At 39.6% G+C, this 22,554-nt stretch carries 21 protein-coding genes and 1 pseudogene; 17 read left to right on the top strand and 5 right to left on the bottom strand.

The window, feature by feature from the left end; all coding sequences use genetic code 11:
* Window positions 1-133: 133 nt before the first annotated feature.
* The gene (locus ACM0OR_RS02880; RefSeq protein WP_414574925.1) at window positions 134-1,315 is read right to left on the bottom strand and encodes a class I SAM-dependent methyltransferase; all 1,182 of its coding nucleotides are present in this window, start codon (window positions 1,313-1,315) and stop codon (window positions 134-136) included.
* 360 nt (window positions 1,316-1,675) lie between these two features.
* Here ACM0OR_RS02880 and ACM0OR_RS02875 point away from each other — a divergent pair, with 360 nt between their 5' ends.
* Genes ACM0OR_RS02875 through ACM0OR_RS02865 form a run of 3 tightly spaced genes read left to right on the top strand, consistent with a single transcriptional unit; the run spans window position 1,676 to window position 4,439 of the window.
* Complete coding sequence (locus tag ACM0OR_RS02875) at window positions 1,676-2,332, top strand: vWA domain-containing protein (protein WP_414574924.1); 657 nt, start codon at window positions 1,676-1,678, stop codon at window positions 2,330-2,332.
* Window positions 2,333-2,348: 16 nt separating this feature from the next.
* Window positions 2,349-3,140, top strand: coding sequence for a PP2C family serine/threonine-protein phosphatase (locus tag ACM0OR_RS02870; RefSeq protein WP_414574923.1), 792 nt, complete (start codon window positions 2,349-2,351; stop codon window positions 3,138-3,140).
* A gap of 6 nt (window positions 3,141-3,146) precedes the next feature.
* Window positions 3,147-4,439, top strand: a complete 1,293-nt coding sequence (locus ACM0OR_RS02865) for a helix-hairpin-helix domain-containing protein (RefSeq protein WP_414574922.1) — start codon at window positions 3,147-3,149, stop codon at window positions 4,437-4,439.
* Window positions 4,440-4,508: 69 nt separating this feature from the next.
* Here the strand turns inward: ACM0OR_RS02865 and ACM0OR_RS02860 are convergent, their stop codons facing one another.
* Both ACM0OR_RS02860 and ACM0OR_RS02855 read right to left on the bottom strand, forming a co-directional pair.
* A complete protein-coding gene (locus ACM0OR_RS02860) occupies window positions 4,509-4,874 on the bottom strand; it encodes a type II toxin-antitoxin system VapC family toxin (protein ID WP_414574921.1) in 366 nt (121 codons plus the stop codon).
* Between the two features lie 53 nt (window positions 4,875-4,927).
* On the bottom strand, window positions 4,928-5,311 hold the full coding sequence (locus tag ACM0OR_RS02855) for a hypothetical protein (protein ID WP_414574920.1): 384 nt from the start codon (window positions 5,309-5,311) through the stop codon (window positions 4,928-4,930).
* Between the two features lie 169 nt (window positions 5,312-5,480).
* Between ACM0OR_RS02855 and ACM0OR_RS02850 the strand changes: the two genes are divergently transcribed.
* From ACM0OR_RS02850 to ACM0OR_RS02830, 5 genes and pseudogenes are all read left to right on the top strand, one after another.
* On the top strand, window positions 5,481-5,618 hold the full coding sequence (locus ACM0OR_RS02850) for a hypothetical protein (protein WP_414574919.1): 138 nt from the start codon (window positions 5,481-5,483) through the stop codon (window positions 5,616-5,618).
* 304 nt (window positions 5,619-5,922) lie between these two features.
* Window positions 5,923-9,262 (top strand): annotated as a pseudogene (locus ACM0OR_RS02845) (phycobilisome rod-core linker polypeptide); the annotation flags it as partial.
* Between the two features lie 329 nt (window positions 9,263-9,591).
* The gene (apcA, locus tag ACM0OR_RS02840) at window positions 9,592-10,077 is read left to right on the top strand and encodes an allophycocyanin subunit alpha (RefSeq protein WP_237989690.1); all 486 of its coding nucleotides are present in this window, start codon (window positions 9,592-9,594) and stop codon (window positions 10,075-10,077) included.
* 69 nt (window positions 10,078-10,146) lie between these two features.
* Entirely contained in the window at window positions 10,147-10,632 is a 486-nt protein-coding gene (gene apcB, locus ACM0OR_RS02835) for an allophycocyanin subunit beta (protein WP_237989691.1), read from the top strand.
* A 233-nt stretch (window positions 10,633-10,865) separates the two neighbouring features.
* Window positions 10,866-11,072 carry a phycobilisome linker polypeptide gene (locus ACM0OR_RS02830; RefSeq protein WP_190702125.1) on the top strand — a complete coding sequence of 69 codons (207 nt, stop codon included), beginning with the start codon at window positions 10,866-10,868 and terminating at the stop codon, window positions 11,070-11,072.
* 92 nt (window positions 11,073-11,164) lie between these two features.
* Here the strand turns inward: ACM0OR_RS02830 and ACM0OR_RS02825 are convergent, their stop codons facing one another.
* Window positions 11,165-12,166, bottom strand: a complete 1,002-nt coding sequence (locus ACM0OR_RS02825; RefSeq protein ID WP_414574918.1) for a hypothetical protein — start codon at window positions 12,164-12,166, stop codon at window positions 11,165-11,167.
* Window positions 12,167-12,667: 501 nt separating this feature from the next.
* Between ACM0OR_RS02825 and ACM0OR_RS02820 the strand changes: the two genes are divergently transcribed.
* From ACM0OR_RS02820 to ACM0OR_RS02800, 5 genes are all read left to right on the top strand, one after another.
* The gene (locus ACM0OR_RS02820; protein ID WP_414574917.1) at window positions 12,668-13,438 is read left to right on the top strand and encodes a methyltransferase domain-containing protein; all 771 of its coding nucleotides are present in this window, start codon (window positions 12,668-12,670) and stop codon (window positions 13,436-13,438) included.
* Between the two features lie 6 nt (window positions 13,439-13,444).
* Window positions 13,445-14,176, top strand: a complete 732-nt coding sequence (locus ACM0OR_RS02815) for a TenA family transcriptional regulator (RefSeq protein ID WP_414574916.1) — start codon at window positions 13,445-13,447, stop codon at window positions 14,174-14,176.
* 353 nt (window positions 14,177-14,529) lie between these two features.
* Window positions 14,530-15,081: a heme NO-binding domain-containing protein gene (locus ACM0OR_RS02810; protein WP_414574915.1), complete on the top strand. Its 552-nt coding sequence runs from the start codon at window positions 14,530-14,532 to the stop codon at window positions 15,079-15,081.
* 11 nt (window positions 15,082-15,092) lie between these two features.
* The gene (locus ACM0OR_RS02805) at window positions 15,093-16,544 is read left to right on the top strand and encodes a sensor histidine kinase (protein WP_414574914.1); all 1,452 of its coding nucleotides are present in this window, start codon (window positions 15,093-15,095) and stop codon (window positions 16,542-16,544) included.
* 245 nt (window positions 16,545-16,789) lie between these two features.
* Window positions 16,790-17,992, top strand: coding sequence for a glycosyltransferase family 4 protein (locus ACM0OR_RS02800; protein ID WP_414574913.1), 1,203 nt, complete (start codon window positions 16,790-16,792; stop codon window positions 17,990-17,992).
* On the opposite strand, the gene ACM0OR_RS02795 is transcribed toward ACM0OR_RS02800, so the two are convergent.
* Window positions 17,956-19,152, bottom strand: coding sequence for a glycosyltransferase family 4 protein (locus tag ACM0OR_RS02795; protein WP_414574912.1), 1,197 nt, complete (start codon window positions 19,150-19,152; stop codon window positions 17,956-17,958). The two genes, ACM0OR_RS02800 and ACM0OR_RS02795, sit on opposite strands and share 37 nt — an antisense overlap.
* 169 nt (window positions 19,153-19,321) lie before the next feature.
* Between ACM0OR_RS02795 and ACM0OR_RS02790 the strand changes: the two genes are divergently transcribed.
* From ACM0OR_RS02790 to ACM0OR_RS02775, 4 genes are read left to right on the top strand one after another with little or no spacing between them, the layout of a single operon-like run.
* The gene (locus tag ACM0OR_RS02790; protein ID WP_323268259.1) at window positions 19,322-20,224 is read left to right on the top strand and encodes a hypothetical protein; all 903 of its coding nucleotides are present in this window, start codon (window positions 19,322-19,324) and stop codon (window positions 20,222-20,224) included.
* A 5-nt stretch (window positions 20,225-20,229) separates the two neighbouring features.
* Window positions 20,230-20,904: a hypothetical protein gene (locus ACM0OR_RS02785; RefSeq protein WP_323268258.1), complete on the top strand. Its 675-nt coding sequence runs from the start codon at window positions 20,230-20,232 to the stop codon at window positions 20,902-20,904.
* 6 nt (window positions 20,905-20,910) lie between these two features.
* Complete coding sequence (locus ACM0OR_RS02780) at window positions 20,911-21,525, top strand: FHA domain-containing protein (RefSeq protein ID WP_414574911.1); 615 nt, start codon at window positions 20,911-20,913, stop codon at window positions 21,523-21,525.
* Between the two features lie 39 nt (window positions 21,526-21,564).
* Window positions 21,565-22,554: a UDP-N-acetylglucosamine--LPS N-acetylglucosamine transferase gene (locus tag ACM0OR_RS02775; RefSeq protein ID WP_414574910.1), complete on the top strand. Its 990-nt coding sequence runs from the start codon at window positions 21,565-21,567 to the stop codon at window positions 22,552-22,554.

Below are 22,554 nucleotides of genomic sequence, written 5' to 3'. Positions count from 1 at the left end.
GGTTGTTCATCCCCAGTTTTTAAGCATCTGCTGGATACACTTCTACTTTACATGAGATTTAGCTCAAAGGGTTGTGGGCGATCGCCACCGATGGGCAAAACGCGATCGCTATTTAAGCAAGCTGGAGGTATGATTAAGCTGGTGTTAATATCAACAACTGCTGTTGCATTAGGGTTCTCACTCCGTTTAACCCTAGTTGTATTTCTGTTAAAATCTCTGCCACGGTGGAATTACCATCACACTTTTGTAGAAACTCAAACTCTGTTTCTGAGAAGTTAATAATCTGATAGTCGTAGTTAAACACGCATTTACTAGGAAATCCGTCAATACAAGGATTTAGTTCGGGAATTGCTGATAGTAGGGCGTTATCGTTTGACCAGTCGGCTTTGATAATGGGTGGACGACCGAGGAAAAATTCGTAGTGAGTTACTTCTGGGTCGAGTAATTCTATTAAACGGTAATTTTGGCGTTTACTCAATTCTTCAGCTCGTTCAATTAACTCTGGTGCTTTACCCAAGAGTCTCTCTAAATTCCAAAAGCTAGGATTTGAGAAGCCAATAAACTCTAATCCCGACGCATCAATGAGTTCAAACAGGGTATCAATGTTGTAGTCAATCTCCTGGGGATGAACATACATATCAGCAAAGCATTCATCCCTTTGGTTTTCCATTGACCAGCGTTCTTTTTCGCGCTTTAGAAGCCGACTGTTTTCTGGGAGAGAAGCAAATATTTTTCGTCCGACTTGTACACTGTCAGGGTAATCGCCTCTTTTCTCATTTTGCAGGAGTGCGATCGCTTTTTGCATTAACTGAATTTCCCAGCGTCCCAACTCCCCATACACAAAAATGTGCATCAAACCACCAGGTGCTAACTTTTTCGCTAAGGCTTTTATCCCACGGATGGGGTCGGGTAGGTGATGTAAGACACCCACGCAGTTAATTAAATCAAACTCACCTGGTAACTGCTCAACATCGTACAAACTCAGGTGATGAAATTCTACACGGTCAGCACCAGAACGTTGACAGCGTTCTTTCGCTACCTCTAAAGTCCCAGAACTCAGGTCAATTCCTACGACCTGTGCTTGGGGGTTGAGATGTACCAAATATTCCGTTCCCACACCTGAACCACAACCAGCATCTAAAATGCGGATATTTTGCTTTGGTGGTTTCCGTCCGGTACAAAAACTGTAAGCTGCTAACCAATTCCATCGCCAATTGTAGCCAGGGGGTGGTTCATCTAGGATGGGTTCTGGCGGGAAAGGGTAAGTATCGTAGAGTTTGGCGACAGCATTACTAACAGTTTGGGGGTCGGACATGATGAGGAACAACGCAGCATTTCTGAGTTTAGCGGATAGGTGTAATTAGGGCAAATCGCCTAATTTGAACTGTCAAAGAAACAGACTTTTTAAACAACCTCTTAGAAGAAAGCATTATCAATAAAATCGAATCAAAAGAAAAGTTCTTAAGTATAAAAAAATTAGCCCTCAATTTAGGCATCTTTTTTCAATCAATATTAAAAGATTTACGACTAATCAAATTTTGATTTGTGCTGTAATTGCGATGTATGAATAATACTTCAGGTAATCATTCAGTAAAAATACCCTTATTTAAGCATATATAAACTAATAGAATTTAACTAATACAGGTATTATAATTTACTAAATCAGGAGTATCGGATGTCGATAGGACTACCTGAATTTGTAGAAAATCCAGAAAATCGTTGCCCAGTAATTCTTTTACTTGATACCTCTGGCTCTATGTCAGGTCAGCGTATACAGGAATTAAATCGAGGATTGGCAGCCTTTAAGGAAGATGTTTTGAAAGATGCTCAAGCTTCCCTGAGTGTGGAAGTGGCTATTGTCACCTTTGGCCCAGTGCGGCTGACGCAAGATTTTGTGACTATAGACCAATTTACATCGCCCAAGCTAGAAGCAGATGGTGTGACACCAATGGGTCAGGCGATAGAGTACGCTTTGGATTTGTTGGAAACCCGGAAACAGACTTATAAAGATAACGGTATTCTTTACTATCGTCCTTGGGTATTTTTAATTACTGATGGTGCGCCGACTGATTATTGGGAAGGTGCAGCGCAAAGGGTGAGGGAAGCAGAAGAAAGTCGTAGACTGTCATTTTTTACTGTTGCTGTCCAGGATGCGGATATGAATAAACTCAGACAAATTGCTCCGCCTCAACGTCCACCAGTGATATTGAATGGGTTAGATTTTCGTTCTTTATTTGTTTGGCTTTCTACTTCCATGAAACGGGTTTCTAGTGGCAAAGTAGGCGAAGCTGTAGCATTACCGCCTGTGGGATGGGGTCAAATTACCGCATAGATTTTGAGGATTTGTTGTGGGTTGGAAAGAAATTGCTCGTTCTGCAACGGGAACGAGTCATCAAAGTCAGGGAATACCTTGTCAAGACTACGGGTGTTGTCGCATTTTTAATGATGTGATTGTGGGCGCGGTTGCTGATGGTGCTGGTAGTGCTAAATATGCTGATGTTGGTTCTAAATTGGCAGTAGAAACAGTAATCAAATGTTTTTCTGATATTAATGAATATCCTGAAAATCAAGAAGAACTAGAGCCAAATTTTTCTCAACCAATGTGTCAAGCAGAAGCAGCGAAATTGTTTACTAAAATTGTGAACGGAGTTATTCAAGAATTAAACAAACAGGCATCTAAAGAAGATTATTCAATCAATGATTTAGCTTGTACTCTTTTAGTTTTTGTGGCTACTCCCCACTGGCTTGCAGCTATGCAAATTGGAGATGGATTTATTGTAGTGCGCCCTGAAAAATCAGAAGAATATCAACTGTTATTTCATCCAGATAAAGGTGAATTCGCCAATGAAACGACCTTTATTACTTCAAATAATTCACTACAAGAAATGCAGGTGAAGGTTATTCCAGGAGAACAAGCGTTTATTTGTGCGTCTACTGATGGGCTGGAAAAAGTCGCTATTCGTTTAAATGACTGGACACCATTTCCACCTTTCTTTAAACCTTTTGAGGAATACTTGCAGGAAACATCAAATCCAAAAAAAAACTATGAATATGTGGATGTTTTCCTCAACTCTGAAAGGCTAAATTCGCGCACTGATGATGATAAAACGTTACTTCTGTCCCTTTGGGAAAAAGAGTAAATTTTTATGACGATTCTCATCTGTGGTAGTACGAGTGAATCAATTACTCTCTTGGGTGAACCGATAGCTAGTGGTGGTGAAGGTAAGATTTGGCGAACTAATCACGGTCATTTAGCAAAAATTTATAACTCGCCACCAACTCCAGAAAGTGTGCAGAAGTTAGCGGTGATGATAGCACACCCACCTACAGAGCCAAATTCTCATCTTAATCAGATTTCTTTTGGTTGGCCTAAGTCGTCGCTGAAAAATTCTCAAGGTGATTGTGTAGGCTTTTTGATGCCAGAAATTAAGGGTGGAAAAGAACTCATTAATATATACAATCCCCAGCTTCGTAAGAGGCTCAAACTTCAAGTTGATTGGCGTTTTTTACACGTAACGGCACAGAATCTTGCTTCAATTATTGCTGCACTTCACACGGCTAGGTACGTATTAGGTGACATTAAGCCGCAAAATATTCTTGTCAATAATCGGGCTTTAACTTCAATTATTGATACAGATTCTTTTCAGGTTCGTAATCCGAACAATGGCAAAATTTATCGTTGTCTAGTTGCTTCCCCAGGCTATACACCAGCCGAGTTGATTGGGCAAGATATTTCTAGCATTGAGCAAACGGAAGTACACGATCGCTTCCGTTTAGCAGTCATTATCTATCAATTATTGTTTAGTGGTCAAACTCCTGTTGAGGGAAAGTGGATAGGTGCGGGGGAAACTCCAGAACCCAATGAACTTATCCGTCAGGGTTTATGGCTGTATGCACCAAATAATCTCTTGCAACCTGTAAACAGGACAATTCCCCTTGAGATTGTTCATCCAGAGATTCAGCGATGTTTTCTCAGATGCTTTAACGATGGTTATCAAAATCCTCATCTACGTCCAACAGCTATGGAGTGGTTACAAGCGTTAAAGGTCGCTAGTAATGAGCTAATTCTATGCGGGAGGGTAGACAGTCACTACTATAGCCAAACTTATGGTAAATGCTATTGGTGTGATCGCTCTATGCGACTCGATGTTGATATATTCCCTAACGTTGCTAGAATAAAACAAAATACTATTGTTGAATCAATATCAAAAACTAAAGCTTTTGCCCCAGATAAAATTATAGAAATTACTAGACTCAAACAACAATCTGCTTTTGCTATATCACCTGATGCAGATAAAATTATAGAAAACGTCGCAAAGTACGTTATCCTTGGGTTTGGATTATTCTGTTATTTGGTTCACGGTTTGTCTGCTATGTTTGTTTGGTTTGCTTGGTTTTCTTTTGTTTGGCTTTGCTTTTGTTTAATTCGTAGACAATAATATATAGAGTTTTTCTCAGAGGTTTTCAAAAAAGGATGACAAATATCAGCAGCTAAGATTTGTTATACCTTAAGATACTGTCCAATCTTCTAAACGTAAATTAGGTACTTTTTCAAAATCTTTCCGGTTGCGAGTTACTAAAATTCCATCTACCGACAGGGTAATTGCGGCAATACGCAAATCTTGAGTCCCAATACGAATTCTTTGACGAATCAAATCTTGGTAGAAATTGATAGCATGATGATCAAATCCTAGTGATCTGACATTTTTGAAAAACTCTAAAGTCACTTCTAATTTGGAATATGCTAATAGCAATGTATCAGAAGAGGAAGCTTTTCTGATGACATTAAACCTCCCACGCAGTTGTTCTTCAACTGTAATTATCGTGATGGCAATGTCTTCAGGATTGACTACATTGATATGCTGTATAATCACCGGATGTCTCTGTTGAAAAAGTGAGACGTGATCAGTATCAAGTATCCACAAACTCACTTAGTTTTAGTCTCCGCATCAATTTGCCGATAATATTCCTCCATTTGTGCGTCAAGTTCACTCCGTTCAGCTTCTATATATGCTAGTACCTCGTCAAACTGAGGATCATCTTTAAACATACCCGCAAATTTTAACCAAGGATTTTTTACAACTTCAGTTGCTGGAATTTCTACAGTTATAATTTTGGCAGTCTCTAAGCGACTTTGCAAACTTTGAATGAGGGTTTCTATCGCTGCTGTTTCTGTATTTCCTAAAGCTTGGCAATCTGGTAAACCTAGCAATGTTGCTTTAAATGTGCCATCTTGTTGGTTTTCAATTAAGACATCATAAGTTAACTTAGGTGCAGTATTGCTAGGAGAAGTTTTTACAACTAAATTCATGATATTTTAACCTGCAAATTCTTTATTGATTATAACTTTGCAGCAATCTACTTACTTTCTAACCTTGAGTTCGTAGTGTACCCCTCCGGGGTGAATCCTATGGATACGCTACGCGCCAGCTTCCCGTAGGGAACGCAGGGAGAATTTTCGTCCTCGCAGGAGCACTAAAGTGCTGAATACAAACGTTTTGTTATTTACACGCTCTTACTTAGGCGGTGATTTTTTCATAATAATATTGTTTTTAGCGATCGCTCTCATGGTGTACAACCAGTCAGAATTTGACTTGGTTTCTTCCCAATCTCCATGAGAGAGCAAAGGCAAATGAGAACATTTTGGGAGATTTCGTTAAAAAAAGTAACAAAAATTAGATGTTGTCTCAGGAGAGAAAGAGTATGTACTTATTGATCTACAGGGATCGAGACTAAAAATCTACATACTTCTTAATAATTCAACAGTGCAAACGCAAAACGTTCTAATCTAAAAGCTGACTGGGTTAATTTTACTGGCAATTTTGTAAGCAGTAATCACAACGCATGAAAAGACCTATGTGTCAAGCCTCAAGCAACCCAGACTTAACACATAAATTATTATGATGGGAGTTTTACAAATCAATGAGTGTTAAGGCAAGTGGTGGAAGCTCAGTTGCGCGCCCGCAACTATATCAAACCTTGGCGGTAGCAACCATTTCCCAAGCAGAGCAACAAGACCGCTTTTTGGGTAATGGGGAACTAAAAGAACTAGCAACTTATTTTGCATCTGGAGCAAAGCGGTTAGAAATTGCCCAGACCCTCACAGACAATTCAGAGATTATCGTATCCCGCGCAGCTAACCGGATTTTTGTCGGTGGTTCGCCAATGGCTTTTTTAGAAAAGCCCAGAGAACAAGAACTGGTGATGGCTGCGGCTGCTGTCGGTGGTGGTGAAAATGTTGCAGAAGGAATGAAACTAGGAACTGTAACCTACGTGGAAACGCGTGGTGGTTTCTTAGAAAATTTGCGTTCCATATTCAACACATCTCCTAGTGGCCCAACCCCCGCAGGATTTAGACCAATTAACGTTGCGCGTTACGGCCCCAGCAACATGGCCAAGAGCTTACGGGATTTATCCTGGTTCTTGCGCTATGCTACTTATGCGATCGTGGCTGGCGACCCTAATATCATTGCGGTGAATACGCGTGGTTTGCGGGAAATTATTGAAAATGCCTGTTCTGGGGAAGCGACTTTAGTAGCTTTGCAAGAAATTAGATCAGCATCGCTGTCTTACTTTCGTAAAGATCCTGAAGCCACAGATATTGTGACTCAGTACATGGATGTGTTGTTGACAGAGTTCAAAGCTGCAACACCTTCTACTAAAGTGCGTCAACGTCCCTCTGGCGACCAACAAGGTTTACAACTACCTCAAATCTACTTCAACGCATCCGAAAAAAGACCCAAGTTTGTCATGAAGACTGGGTTATCAACTAGCGAAAAAAATGAGGTCATCAAAGCAGCTTATCGGCAAATCTTTGAGCGCGATATTACCCGTGCTTACAGCTTGTCAATCTCTGACTTAGAATCCAAAGTGAAAAACGGCGACATCTCTATGAAAGAGTTTGTCCGTCGCTTGACCAAATCTCCCCTTTACCAAAAACAGTTTTACCAACCTTTTATTAACAGCCGCGTTATTGAACTAGCTTTCCGTCACATATTGGGACGGGGGCCAAGTAGCCGTGAAGAAGTACAAAAATACTTCTCGATTATTTCTAACGGCGGTCTATCAGCATTAGTAGATGCTTTGGTAGATTCTCAAGAGTACAGCGACTATTTTGGGGAAGAAACAGTACCTTACCTGCGTGGTCTGGGTCAAGAAGCACAAGAATGTCGTAACTGGGGTCCACAACAAGACCTGTTTAATTACAGTGCGCCTTTCCGCAAAGTACCTCAATTTATCACAACATTTGCGGCTTACGAACAGCCACTACCCGACCAGCATCCTTACGGTTCTGGTAACGACCCCTTGGAAATTCAGTTTGGGGCAATTTTCCCGAAAGAAACTCGCAACCCCAGCACCAGTCCTGCACCTTTTGGTAAGGATACAAGACGGATCTTGATTCACCAAGGCCCTGGGATTAATAACCAACTGAGCAACCCTGGTGCTAGAGGTATCGCACCTGGTACTCTCGGCGCGAAGGTGTTCAAGTTAGATCAATTGCCTGGCACAATTGGTAAAAAGGCTGCTAAGGGTGCAAGCGTTAAGTTCTCGGAAAGCTCTACTCAAGCAGTAATTAGAGCTACTTATTTGCAAGTTTTTGGACGCGACCTTTACGAAGGTCAACGGCTAAAAGTGCAAGAAATTAAGCTGGAAAATGGCGAAATTTCTCTACGGGAGTTTGTCCGCGCTTTGGCGAAGTCGGATATATTCCGCAAAATGTACTGGACATCGCTTTATGTTTGTAAAGCCATTGAGTACATTCACCGCCGCTTGTTAGGTCGTCCTACCTACGGTCGTCAAGAAATTAACAAATACTTTGATATAGCCTCGAAAAAAGGCTTCTATGCTGTAGTTGATGCCATTCTGGACAGCGTAGAGTATAGCGAAGCCTTTGGAGAAGATACCGTTCCTTACGAACGCTATCTAACTCCGGCTGGTGTATCACAACGTCAATTGCGCGTTGGTAGTATTCGTGAAGATGTGGGTGCAAAAGTTGAAAAACAAGTTACACCACGCTTTGTAGAACTGGCTACAGTTACAGAAAAACGTCCAGAAGCAGAAGTAGACCTCCGCATTAACCAAGGTGTTACCAAGCAACGGGAACAAACGAAGGTCTTTAAACTAGTAGCAAATACTGTTGATAAAGTCGCAGTCAAAATTTTGATTAATGCGGCTTACCGCCAGATTTTTGAACGTGATATTGCACCTTACATTGTTAAAAACGAATTTACAGTTTTAGAAAGCAAGTTGGGTAACGGCGAAATCAGCGTTAAAGAATTTATTGAAGGTTTGGGTTACTCTAACCTCTACTTGAAGGAATTCTACACACCCTACCCCAACACCAAAGTAATTGAGTTGGGAACTAAGCACTTCCTGGGACGCGCACCGCTTGATCAGGCAGAAATCCGCAAGTATAACCAGATTTTGGCTACCCAAGGGATCCGCGCCTTTATTGCGGCGTTGATGAATAGCCAGGAGTATAGTGAGGTATTTGGTGAAGATACCGTACCTTATCGTCGCTTCCCCACCCTACCAGCTGCGAACTTCCCCAATACCCAAAGACTGTACAACCAACTCACCAAGCAAAACGACGATGTGGTTGTACCTAGCTTTAAGACTGTAAAATCGCGCATTGACTCTGATAAGACACCAATTTTAGCAAAGGCGATCGCAGATTTAGCTGCTGAGGCTAAACCCTCCTTTGTGGAATTGAGTCGTTCTTCCAACGATGGCGGCGGACAATCTCTAGAAGTGACTCGCCAACCCATTCGCATTCACCGTCTCACTGATGCTACAACCCAAGCACCAGTAGTCATCAACGCTATTTACTCTCAGGTAATGGATGTATTTAGCAGCGAAGTTCCTGAGTATTTACGTCGTTCTGACCTGGAAAGTAAACTCAGCAACGGTGAAATTTCCGTGCGCGAGTTTGTGCAAGAACTAGCTAGTTCTGATATCTATTGTCAACGCTTCTGTACGCCTTATCCTTCTGCTAAGGTAGTTGAACTCCTGTTCCGCCACCTGTTGGGACGTGCGCCAGCTAGCCAAGACGAAATTAGCCAATATAACAACCTATTGGCTGATGGAGGTTTGCGTGCTGCTGTCGCAGCCATTATGAATAGCGCAGAATATAGCGGCTACTTTGGTGAAGATGTAGTTCCATACTCACGAGTGTCAGCATAACTATTTTGGTAGTGTGCAAGTTCGCTCGTTGCTCAGGGACTGGGGATTGAGGATTGGGGACTGGGGAAATTTTTCCCCATACCTCACTCCTAATACCCAGCCCCTAATCTCATATTGGCTTGTAATAACTGTGGCGATCGCGGCAAATCTGAAAATAAATATTACAAACTGTTAAGAGTAGCAATAAATGCTCAACAGAATGCCGGAGAATATTTTGCGTAAGGTAGTTGAGTTTTCAAGCTTGTGTAGTTGTATTAACTCAAGCAACCTCGTAATCTGAAGACAGAAGCAGTTACTCATTTAACTGCTGTGTCTGTAGGATGAGAGTAAAATCTCAGCCCGACCAACTTTAAAGTCGCACCAGTTTAATCAAATTCTGGTTTTATTTCGTACTGGAGGAATCCATTAATGAGTATCGTCACGAAGTCCATCGTGAATGCTGACGCAGAAGCCCGCTACCTCAGCCCTGGCGAACTAAGTCGGATCAAGAGCTTCGTTGCTGGTGGCGCACAACGCCTCCGCATCGCTCAAGTATTGACCGAAAACCGCGAGCGTATCGTTAAGCAAGCTGGCGACCAACTTTTCCAAAAGCGTCCTGATGTTGTTTCCCCTGGTGGTAACGCTTACGGTCAAGAAATGACAGCTACCTGTCTGCGTGACCTAGACTATTACCTCCGCCTCGTTACCTACGGAATCGTTGCTGGTGACGTTACCCCCATCGAAGAAATCGGTATCGTTGGTGTACGTGAAATGTACAAATCCCTCGGTACACCCATCGATGCAGTTGCTGGTGGTGTTGCCGCTATGAAGAGCGTAGCTGCTGGCTTGTTGTCTGCTGAAGACGCTGGCGAAGCTGGTGCTTACTTTGACTACGTTGTTGGTGCAATGCAGTAGTTGGAAACCGTTTCCAAAGCACGAAACTGAAATCTATTGCAATAAGGTTGGAAATAAGGAAATAACAACATGCAAGACGCAATTACCTCTGTAATTAACTCCTCTGACGTTCAAGGTAAGTACCTTGACACCTCAGCTTTAGAAAAACTCAAAGGCTACTTCGCTACTGGCGAACTACGTGTACGTGCTGCTACCACCATCAGCGCAAACGCAGCTGCAATTGTTAAAGAAGCTGTAGCTAAATCTTTGTTGTACTCTGATATCACCCGTCCCGGTGGTAATATGTACACCACCCGCCGCTACGCTGCTTGTATCCGTGACTTGGATTACTACCTACGCTACGCTACCTACGCTATGCTAGCTGGCGATCCTTCCATCTTGGATGAGCGCGTACTCAACGGTTTGAAAGAAACCTACAACTCCTTGGGTGTACCAGTTGGAGCTACCGTTCAAGCTATCCAAGCAATTAAAGAAGTAACTGCTAGCTTGGTTGGTCCTGACGCTGGTAAAGAAATGGGCGTTTACTTCGACTACATCTCCTCTGGCTTGAGCTAAGAGTTAGATTGCACTTAAGTCATTAAGTGCGCTTATATTAAGGTCTGGAAATCAACTGTGAGTGCTAGAACATCTAGACGCTTATTTAACTAAATATGAGTTATGAGTGTTAGCTGTCTAGTATTGATGTTTGATTTCCAGCCTTTGAAAGATTAATTAGAAATCTGGGTAAAATTCATCATCCCATTTTTGAAATAAAAAAGTTTTCATACTCACCACAGGAGAATCAAGATATGGCTCGCTTATTTAAAATTACAGCTTGCGTTCCTAGCCAAACCCGGATTCGTACCCAACGCGAACTACAAAACACCTACTTTACTAAGCTTGTTCCTTACGAAAACTGGTTCTCTGAACAGCAACGGATTCAAAAAATGGGTGGCAAAATCGTTAAGGTGGAACTCGCCACTGGTAAGCAAGGTTCTAATGCGGGTTTGCTGTAATTGCTATAGTTTTAAAATTTATTATAAGAAGAAGTTGTCAAAGAGGTCTAATTAGACCTCTTTATTTTTGCTTGCTGACAAAGTTTTGAAAGTTAAAAGTCGAACATCTTTACAAGGCGATATCCTCTAGTATAAAGGGGGACAGGAGATACTAGATTGAGCTTCTCTTTCGCCTGCTCAACAGTTTCATCAAAGACAATGAGAGTGTCGTGACCAACCTTTAGCCAGTCTTCATAAGGTACACTCATATCTTCTTCTACACCCCCAACATTGGGTGCAACCATCGCCCGATAAGCTTCATTAAATTTTCTGCGGAAGCGAAAATCAACGGAAATTCTCAACCCTTCAGATTTTCTTCTGACTGTCTGGTGCAATCCACGAGCATCATTGAAATACATAGTACCGTGCTGTAGTTTTGCTTCCTGGTAAGAAACGACCATCGGAATATCTCGCCCTTCATCAAAGTCGGACATCACTCGCATCGCCTGTAGTTCCATTTCGTGGGGCATTTCACCTGCTTCAATGGTGATATTCTCAATGTCACCAAATAGCGGTAAAACAACTACAGTCGCATCTGCTGGAACACCTGCCCACACGTCGCTATGGCACTTGGAACTAGTAAAGGGCAAACGCAGTTTCTCCGCATCAGTCTGTCCATAAACCATGCGTAGATTTACTGGTAAATCTACTGCATCAATCAGGTCATTTCCTCCTAGAGTGTAAAAAGCCTCAGCTACAGTCTTTTGAAACAAGTTAAAAGCTAGAGTGTGTTCTTTCTTGGGCATTAACAGACCAGTACCCATATAGTTGGGCAGATTGTTTCTAGCGTCTAATAGCCTTTGCAGCATTTCCGCTTCAGAAAGAATGATGGGACTATTTAGACAAGCTGAAATATAAGCTGCGGCAGCAAATTGAATTTGTTGGAATAATTCAAGCGGCAATGTGTGTTCAAACAGCAGTCGGTAATCTCGCCTTGTCGCCATTTTATCAGCCAGTTCATCGAAGAGGCGATCGCCCAACTCGGAAAATGCGATCGCCTGTTCATATTCTGACTGAGCTTGTAGCAATGATTCAGTTAATAGTCCTTGCATCATTTATTTTTATCAAACTATTTCAATAACTTGTATTCTTACTGCTATTTCGTTTTTTGAACGAATCCTCTCATTAAAAACTACCAAAATTTTTCATTATTTAACTTCGTAAAATATACTGTTTTTAGATTGCCATAATCTTGATAGAAAAAGAAAAGACTGCACCAGATTTTAAATTATAGATAAAGAGCAAAATTCAATATTTTCTATTTCTAAATAAAAAATATTATATGAAGCTAACAATATAATTAAAGAGATAAAAATTCATAAAGTTAAATTTAAATTAGATGGGATTTTTAAAGAAAATAATAAGCAAGACATTGCTGCCAATACTTTTAAATATTTAAATCTTGAAAATATCCATGTTCTGGGTTTTCTAAGGATCAAGTAATTAAAAATCAGCAATATCAACATTAAAAATAAAATTAGACCATGATAAAACATAAATACCCTGAAGGTAAGCACCCAGCATTGTGTAAATAGCTAAAATAAAAATGTTCAAAAATGAAAATACTAAATAATGAAATATCCACGAGAGAGTTATACAATAACACCGCCTCTCATTGGATTAGAGAACAACCTATTTCTCTCTCAGACTTTACAGCACGCCCTTTCGTATTAGAGCTTTGCGAACCAATTAATCAAATGCAGGTACTAGACCTTGGCTGCGGTGAAGGTTACTGCACTAGAGAATTATGTCGGCGTGGAGCTGCACAAGTCTATGGAATAGACATTTCCCAAGGGATGATTGAAGCAGCACGCCTGCAAGAAAAACAAAATCCTCTCGGTATTAACTACGAAATCGGTTGTTCTACCAACCTCAAGCAGTTTGGTAACGGTGAAATAGACTTAGTTGTTGCTGTTTTCTTATTTAATTATTTGACTATTGCTCAAACCCAGGAATGTATGGCAGAAGTTGCACGCATTCTTCGTCCTGGCGGTCGGTTCATATTTAGCGTTCCTCATCCATCCTTTCCCTATATGCGGGAAGCCACATATCCTTTCTATTTTCAAGTTGATGGTAATGGCTACTTCAGCAAGCGAGATCAGCAATTTCCCGGACGTATTTGGAAACGAGATGGTTCTTGGTTAAATGTGCAATTGATTCATAAAACTTTTGAGGATTACTTTAATTCCCTTAACGTTGCAGGCTTCAATACGATGCCAGTTATAAAGGAATTACGTGTTACCCCGGAGCATATAGCATTAGATGAATCATTTTTTAGCCCTTTACTTGACCTACCCCTACATCTAGCAATACAAGTATCAAAATAAAACATTATGTCATCTTTAGTAAAAAACTCTTTCCGCGAAATTACGGTTAATCATTCGCTATGGAAGCATGAGTTCTTAACTCGGTGTCGTACTAGTAACTTGTGCCTCCAAGACGTGCAGATACTAGCTGTTCAAATGTACAAATTTTCTAAGGAATTTAATCGCATTCTGGCCAGTATCTTATCTTGTTGCCAAGATGAAGCCACTCAGTTGGTTATCCTAGAAAACTTATTTGACGAAATGGGACAAGGAGATGTAAACCAGTCTCACCCAGAATTATTTCGTCGATTTACCCGCGCACTAGGAATTGATGACAAAACTCTAGCTGCACTGCCAACTGCACCGGAAACTCTGGCTTTAATAGAAACTTACTTGAGAATCCCACATCAGTATGGCTACTTAGCTGCATTGGGTGCAGTCTGTTATGCTTCTGAAGGGATTGTTAGTTCTCTGTACACGCAACTATATACGGGAATTGTAGGATCTGCTCCTTTCCCGAAAGAAGCACTCATTTTTTTTGAAGTCCATATTGATGTAGATGATAGTCATGCGGCAAAACTAGCAGCAGTAATTGAGCCTCATATCGTTGCCATGAGTGAGGAGGATATCAAAGTTAAGCTAGCTATTGTAGAAGCGATGGATGCTCGTGTTCAATTTTTCAATGGAATTCAGCGTCAAATCTCTAAATACTCTCAATATAGTTTCTTTCCTGACTCATTACTTCTTCTTAACTCATAACTATAGATGAATAGAAAGGGTGTAAACACTGATGCCGAGATAGCAACTTGTAGCACTAGAATTTAGTCAGCCCTGATTAATTTATTAGTACATCACCAAGTATCAAAAAGGGGGATTGAGGCTCAAGGCTCGTAATTTTTGTTGAACACAAGCTTACTGCCCACTACTTTAATCGCACTCATTAGTCTTTCAGGGGAGCATACTCTAACAATTGTGTATATACGCATCAAATTATGTATTCGTTAAATCAAGTCAAGTTTTGATGGAGGACAACTAGTTTATTTCAACAAATTTTGTAGGTAATGACAACAGCACTAAGTATGAGCTAAGTACAGTTTTTAGAGGCGGCTTCTATGTATGGATTAGTGAACAAGGCAATTCAAGATATGGTGTGTAGTCGCTTTGGTGAAAAGATATGGAAAGAAATTAAGCAGAAAGCTGAGGTAGATGTAGACGTTTTCATTAGCATGGAAGGCTACCCCGATGACCTTACCCACAAGCTAGTAAAAGCTGCTAGTGTTGTTCTCAATTTATCTCCATCAGAGATTATGCAAGCTTTTGGAGAATTTTGGGTGAAATACACATCTGAGGAAGGCTATGGGGAAATGATGGATATGAGTGGGGATACACTACCTGAGTTTTTAGAAAATCTGGATAATCTTCATGCTCGTGTGGGTGTTAGTTTTCCTAAATTGCAACCCCCATCATTTGAGTGTAGTGATATGGAAGAAACTACTTTAAATCTACACTATCGATCTGACAGAGAAGGACTAGCTCCTATGATTCTTGGTTTAGTTAAGGGATTAGGAACGCGGTTTGATACAGAAGTAGATATTACCCAAACTCAGAGTCGAGATGATGGTGCTGAACATGATGAATTTTTAGTGAAATATAAACCAAACTGAGCAATATATGAATGGCTACTCCTTACTTAAGTCTCTCACCAGAACTTTTTGCTCAAGCTTTTCCATTCCACTTTGTTTTTAACCAGAAGCGAGAAATTTTACAGGCTGGTGATGTTCTAGAACGCATCAGTTCTGAACCACTGATTGGTAGTCAGATTGAGCAACATTTCCAGATTAATCGTCCGAATATTCCAGTTGATTTCGATAATATTCACAAAAAATCCCGTTCTCTTTTCATTTTGGAGTTTATTCAGAATGGAATGCTCCTGAAGGGACAAATAATGTATCATAAAGAACAGGATGTCATATTTTTTCTAGGTTCTCCTTGGATTACTGATACAGCCAGTCTTCCTCCTCTTGGCATTAAACTAAAAGATTTTGCAATTCACGATCCAATTGCTGATTTTCTATTTCTATTACAAGCCAAGAATACTTCTCTAGCTGATACTGAAAAGTTAACAGCAGAACTTACTCAGCAACGCGCACAGTTACGGAGTGCGCTGCAAATTAAGGATAATTTAACTCAAATTGCTCAAAGACAAGCTAAGGAATTGCAAAAATCCCTAAAAGAGCTAAAGCAAACTCAAGCCCAATTAATTCAAGCCGAAAAAATGTCTAGTTTAGGGCAGTTAGTCGCTGGTATAGCTCACGAAATTAATAATCCAGTTAACTTTATCTACGGGAACTTAAAGTATATTAGGGAATATATCAACGATCTGATGCAGCTTGTAAATCTTTATCAGAAGTTTCATAACAATCCTGATCCAGAAATTCAAGATTATATTAGATTAATTGATTTAAATTTCCTACTTGATGATTTACCAAAAATATTAAACTCTATGGAGGTAGGAACTGAACGTATCACGGAGATTGTCTTATCTCTAAGAAATTTCTCTCGTCTTGATGAGGCAGATATCAAAAAGGTTGATATTCACCAAGGAATTGATAGTACCTTATTAATTTTGCAAAATAGATTCAAGGAAAAAGCTGATCATCCCAGAATAGAAATAGTCAAAAATTACGGGAATTTACCTTTAATAGAGTGCTATCCTGGGCAGCTCAATCAAGTTTTCATGAATATTATCAGTAATGCAATTGATGCCTTAGATGTTTGCTACAGTGAACGTTCTATTATAGAAAGATGTGCTAGTCACAATCAAATTACAATTACGACAGAAGTCTTAGAAACAAATTGTGTGTCCATTAGAATTGCTGATAATGGTTCAGGAATCACAGAAGCAATTAAGGAACGACTGTTTGATCCGTTTTTCACAACGAAGCCTGTAGGTAAAGGTACAGGATTAGGCTTGTCAATCAGTTATCAGATTGTTGTTGAAAAGCACAAGGGAAAACTAAGATGCTCATCAGAAATTGGTAAAGGGACAGAGTTCTGTATTGAAATTCCCTTATTTATAAGTAGCTATGTCGTTCACGAAGATAAATCGCTGATTTTTGTGGGATAAATATCTTAATTAACCTGAGTTTGGGATAAGATGAAACCTTGATTGTACCGTTGCTTGATTCTGCGATATGTCAATGTGTTTGCGTTGTTTCAGTTAACCAACGCGGAATAAATTTTCTTAACCAGAACTGACATTAATTATCAAGTTTAATGTAGGCAGCTAATAGTCATTTTCTTAAAAGTAGGTTAAAAAATTATTCTACACTCATATTGAGACTACTGTTTAAGAGATTACTTGTCCCTAATATGAATAGACTATTGATAATTACAGAAAGATATACACCAGACCTTGGAGGCTTGGCTAGTAGTGCCACACGACTTGTTGGAATACTGTGTCAACTAGGTATAGAAGTTGATGTTATTACCTGGAGTCGTTACTTACAACCGGGTGAAGTTTTGCCACCAGAATCTTTAGAGATTAAGCCTCGTGTTTATCGCATAGGGTTATATCGGCATTGGGATATGACTATGCCTCATACATTAAATTTCCTAGAATGGTTACATCAAACTCGTAATTATGATGCTGTATGGGGGCATTATCTTTTTCCTAGTGGTTTTATAGCCACTTGGTTTGCCAAACTTCAGGGACTAGTCAGCACTGTTAGTGCGCGGGGTAATGATATTGACAGACAAATGTTTCCACCTGGAGATTTTGCGCGTTTGCAGTGGACGTTGCAAAATACCGATGTAATCACGGCGGTAAGTGCTGATATAGGTCGGAAGATTCAGCTATTGAGTGGGCGTGATGATGTGTTGGTGTTGAAAAATACTGTTGATACAGAAATATTTTTTCCCTGGAATGAGAGTTCGCAGAATCCCACGGCTACAAAGGAAGAGGTGTTTACAGGGAACGATAATCTTCGGAATAGTTTGGGAATTGCCCCTGATGAAGTCGTACTGGGGTTTTGTGGGGAATTGAGGGAAAAGAAAGGGCAACAGTTTTTATTAAATGCTTTAACTACGGTTCGCCAACAACGTCCGGCTTGTCTACTAATTATTGGTGAAATTAGGGCTGCTCAAGAATCTGTATTGCAATTGTATGCTAGTCATCAGCCAGAAGATGCTCAACGAGTGATTGTCACTGGACATTTATCTAATCCGGAAACAGTAGCTGCCTATCTGCGGTTGTGTGATCTTTATCTTCAGCCTTCACTGTGGGAAGGAATGCCCAATGCGTTGTTAGAGGCTATGGCTTGCGGTTGTTGCTGTATTGCTAGTGATGCGGGTGGGATTCCAGAAATTATCTCGCATGGGGAAAACGGATTTTTACTGTCTCGTTCTCAGTTGCACAAGTTGGGCGAGGCTGTGCTGGAATGTTTAGCAATGCCATTAGAGGAACAAAATAGAGTTCAGCAAGCAGCACGCGATCGCATCTTAACTACCCATTCTATCACTCAAGAAAAACAGCAACTTCAAACGGTGATTGACCGCTTAATGCCTAATTCTTGATAGGCTTTTACTAAAGCATCACCAGCCTGTTGCCATGTATAGTAATTTTCAATTCGCTGACGGGCGTTGACTGCTAGTTGTATCGCTAATTCTCTCTCATAATGTAACCGTAACGCCGCATCTTTAATCGCCTTGGCTGAACCTGGCTTGACTAACAAAAAATGAACCCCATCTTCTCCTAATTCCCGTACTACTGGTAAATCACTGGCAATTACAGGCGTTCCCGTTGCCATACCTTCTAAAATCTTCAGAGGACAACAACCTTGGACTAAATTGCGATCGTTGGCTGTGAGAGGAGATAAAATCATATCTGAGTCATGGATTTTTGTCACCAAATCTTTTTGTGACATTGGTTCTAAGATAGTTAATTTATCTGCCACACCTAACTTTAATGCTAGTTGTGTTAAAGCTTTAATTTGATATTCCCTGGCTTGTCCAATTACGGTTAAATAAGCAGTAAAATCTCGATTTATCAGCCCTAAAGCCTCGATAGCTAAATTCACACCTTGCCAGGGAGAAAGTGTCCCAAAATATAACATCTGCAAGGGTAAATCATTCGCATTTTGAGCTAACCGACAGGTAAACACATCTAAATCTACACCATTAGGAATTACCCGGATTTTATCTGCTGGGATATTCCTCTGTTGTTGTAAGTATTTAGCGGTGACTGCGCTAGGGGTGACGATTAAATCTGCGACTGAGAAGCAAATTTGCTCTTGAGAATACAACTTATGTAAAAGTTCTTGATCATCAACAATAGCAGGATAGCGATATTTTAGCTCTATAGAAGGTAATCCATTCACTTCAAATATCAACTTGTCGCAATATAGATTTTTGTTAATTGCAATAACCAAACCTTCATAAATTGACCGAATATGAATAGTATCAAATTGCTTTCCTTGCAACCATACTCTTAATATACGACGAAAGTACAAAATTCGCTGAATTAAATTCTCACCCAAAGCTGGCAACATTGTTTGCATAACTTGTGCATGAATTTGTACAGAATCAATCAAATCTGTTGTCGGAGAAACCGTTAATAAATGTATATGACTGAAAGCTGCTGCTAAGGCCACAGAAAAAGCCTCAATATGGATAGCAGCCCCCTTTGGTGCGGGTACAGTATCAAAGGAAATGTAAGCTATTTTTGACTTATTCATAAATGTTTAATTTCGTTGACACTATTTTTTTTGTTTGATATACTAGCGGCGATTTGTATTAGTTCTGTCTAAATATATTTAAACAAAACTTAGTATTCAAAAAAATTAATAAAACTATATAAAAGCCAAAAACATAGCTAAAAAATTGAGTTGAGGGAATTTAGATAATATGCCTATTGAATTACAAAAATTTCGTAAGCAGCTAATTTATCAAGAAACAGCACCAATTAGTGTTATTAAAACTGATTTAGATGATTTGGCAGCACTTGATCAACTCGCAGAATTGAAACAAAATAAATATGGCAAAAAAGCACTTTATTATTTTTTAGGGGTATTAAGTTTCAGTATATTGATGATAATGTTATCTACATTAAGTCCAGGAATAGGATTCCTTAGTGTAGTTATTATTTTGCTACTTTTGGGCTGTGTTGGGTTAATGGGCGGCTGGATTTATGCCTTGGTTATGATGTTTAAATTCAAAAAGTTAAATATTAGTAATAATCGATATGATGTAAGTAAAAAAATTTTAGAAATGCTGGCTAGGGACGTGAATGAAACAGCTTTAATTTCTATAAAGTTAGATTTTAATAAAGGCGAAATTAAGGAGAATAAAACAGGTACGATACCACACCCATACAAATCGGGATGGAAAATAGATATTTACCAAAATGAATGGTTGAAAATCCAAGGAAGTTTTTTAGATAATAGTCAATTTTTATTAACTACTACTGAGCTATTGAAAAAACAATATGGCTGGAAACGTGGTAGTAGTGGCAAGAGTAAGTATAAATCAAAAACTAAGTCTATTGGTTTAGAAGCAAGTTTAAGTTTAACCTATCCTTTGCGTCGGTATGGGGCAGTTAAAATTTTGAAAAATGATGTGATTAATGCAGTAAAGCTACCCCCATCATCAACTTTAAAAAGACTAAGAGTTACAGATAAAGTTATGTATCTTGGGGTCAGAATTGAACCACAGTTTGCAGAAAGTCAAGATAAAGTTTATCAAACAATTGCATCAATGTTTTTGAGCATTTATCAGGTACTTAATTTAGCTAAAACACTTTCTAAATAAAAGATATGCAAAAAATATTCTTAAATTTTTTAATTTCTGGTTTGTTACTAACATCTATTTTTAGTTGTAGTAGTAATCAAGCTAATCAAGCAACACATAGCGCACTTAGCACAAATAATCAACCGACAGAAACAACTGTACTTAAAATTAATGATCGCACAGATAAAATCAAGTTTAAAACTGAAGGAGGTTCAGATTTATTTTCTCTCAAACAACTTCCAGATGGTGCAAAATTAGTTAATGCTAATGAACAAGAAATAGCCAGAATCAAAACAGATGAAGCTGGGAAAATTAAAATTAAAAATATTCAGGATAAAGTTTTGGGATATGTATTAACATCTCATGGGTACTGGACAATAGAGAACCCAGAAAAGCAATCTGTATATATTCTTAAACGCAACAGTGATAGCAATTATCAATTAGAGGATGTTAACAAGAAAAAAATTTATCAAATTAAAACCAATAAAACTGGATTAGACATTTCCACGCCAGATCAAAAATTAGTTTATCAAGTAAGAATTAAAGAGGGCAAAATATCATTAAGAAATACCTCTGGAAATACAGTTTTTTCAACTAAATCAAATATATCTCCCTTAGCATTTACTTGCTTTGGATTAGATGCACTCACCCGTGAACAACAAGCGGCTTTAGCTTATGCTGTGAATTTAACAGGAGGTTGATAGGCTTTGCAAATTAAATTAACTTGGGTAGATCCCAATACAGGCGATCGCCGCGAACCATTATTACAGATACCAGTGGCAATTGGTAAAGAATTTGCAGCCATGCCACAAGAAGTTGATGAGCAAAGAGTTTCTAGAGCCACAATTCAAGATGATCTAGTTGCAGGTTATCATGCCTTGATTAATTGGCAAAATCAAGAATTAGTTATTATTGACCAGAATACCAGCAATGGGATGCAAATTAATGGTTTACCGTTAACAACGGGTAGCCTCACAGATGGCGATCGCATCCAAATCGGCAACTGTGAAATCATGATCAATTTTATAGCTACAACTGGCGCGGAGTGCGATCGCATGATCGGCTTCTTATTCAAACGTCGCTGTGGACGTACTGACACCATTGATTGTGCTTACTGTAACCAATCTTACGAAGAAGACTACGCCTATTACTCTAATTATGGAAACTATCGGTCTAGCTCTTGGGGTAATGACTATTACTCTAACCGCGATCGCTATTCCTATGACCCGGAAACTGGTAACGTAGACTTTACAGAAGCTGACGCTATGAGTTTAGAAAGCGAACGAGATAGTGATTTTGAAAGCAATATGGGAGCAAGTTAATTCAAAATCCGACAACAAGAGTATTTGAAGTATTGAATATTGACTAAAACTTGGTTAATTTACGCCCTTGGTGGCGGTTGGGGACATATAACTCGTGCTTTGTCTTTGGGGAGAATTGCAGCTAACCAAAGAAAAGTGAAGATTATGACAAATAGTCCTTATGCAAAACAGATCAGTGATGAAGGGTGCTTATTACATTGGATTCCTGATAGTGCTGATTTTGCTGCAACTTGTCTGCAAGTACGAGAAATTTTATTAAATACTGAATATGATTGCTTAATTGTTGATACCTTTCCCAGAGGGTTGGGGGGTGAGTTGGCTAATATATTACCGCAATTACAGGCTATACCCCGAATTTTAATTCATCGAGATATCAACCCTCGTTATGTGCAAGTTAAAGATTTGCGATCATTTGTAACTAATAATTTCGATGCTGTGATTGTACCAGGGGAAGGAACAGATTTACCTTTGTCCGACTTACCTCGTGTTATACATACCGCACCGTGGTTAATTCGCAATGCGGAGGAATTACTGGCTCAAAAAATTGTGCGATCGCGTATTCTCAAAGTTGATAATGATCGTCAAATTATCCTAGTATGTGCAGCTGGGCAAACTTCAGAGTTACCTTTATTTACTCAACTCACTTTGCAACTAAATCAAGCCTTTCCTGAATATGCTGTGAGAATTTTATCGCCTCATTGCCCTAAAGATGAACTCAAGACTTTATGGGTATCTCACCATCCAGGGATAGAATGTTTAGCCGTAGCTGATGTAGTTGTAGGTGGTGCGGGGTACAACACTGTTTACGAATGTGCATCTGTGGGTGTACCTTTAGTAGCATTAGCACTACCACGACTGTACGATCGCCAACTCAAAAGAGCTAGCAAAATTAACCAGGTGTGCAACATACCAGATGCACTCTTCACTGTGAAAAAAATCCTAGACACAGTTACTCAGAGTCAGTTAAGACCAACTTACACCAACGGGGCGATCGCAGCAGTGCATCACATAATGAATTTTGAGTTATAA

The sequence above is a fragment of the Anabaena sp. CCY 9402-a genome (assembly GCF_963920945.1).
GTDB classification, from domain to species: Bacteria; Cyanobacteriota; Cyanobacteriia; order Cyanobacteriales; family Nostocaceae; genus Trichormus; species Trichormus minutissimus.
This window is presented reverse-complemented; position numbering and strand designations above follow the sequence as displayed.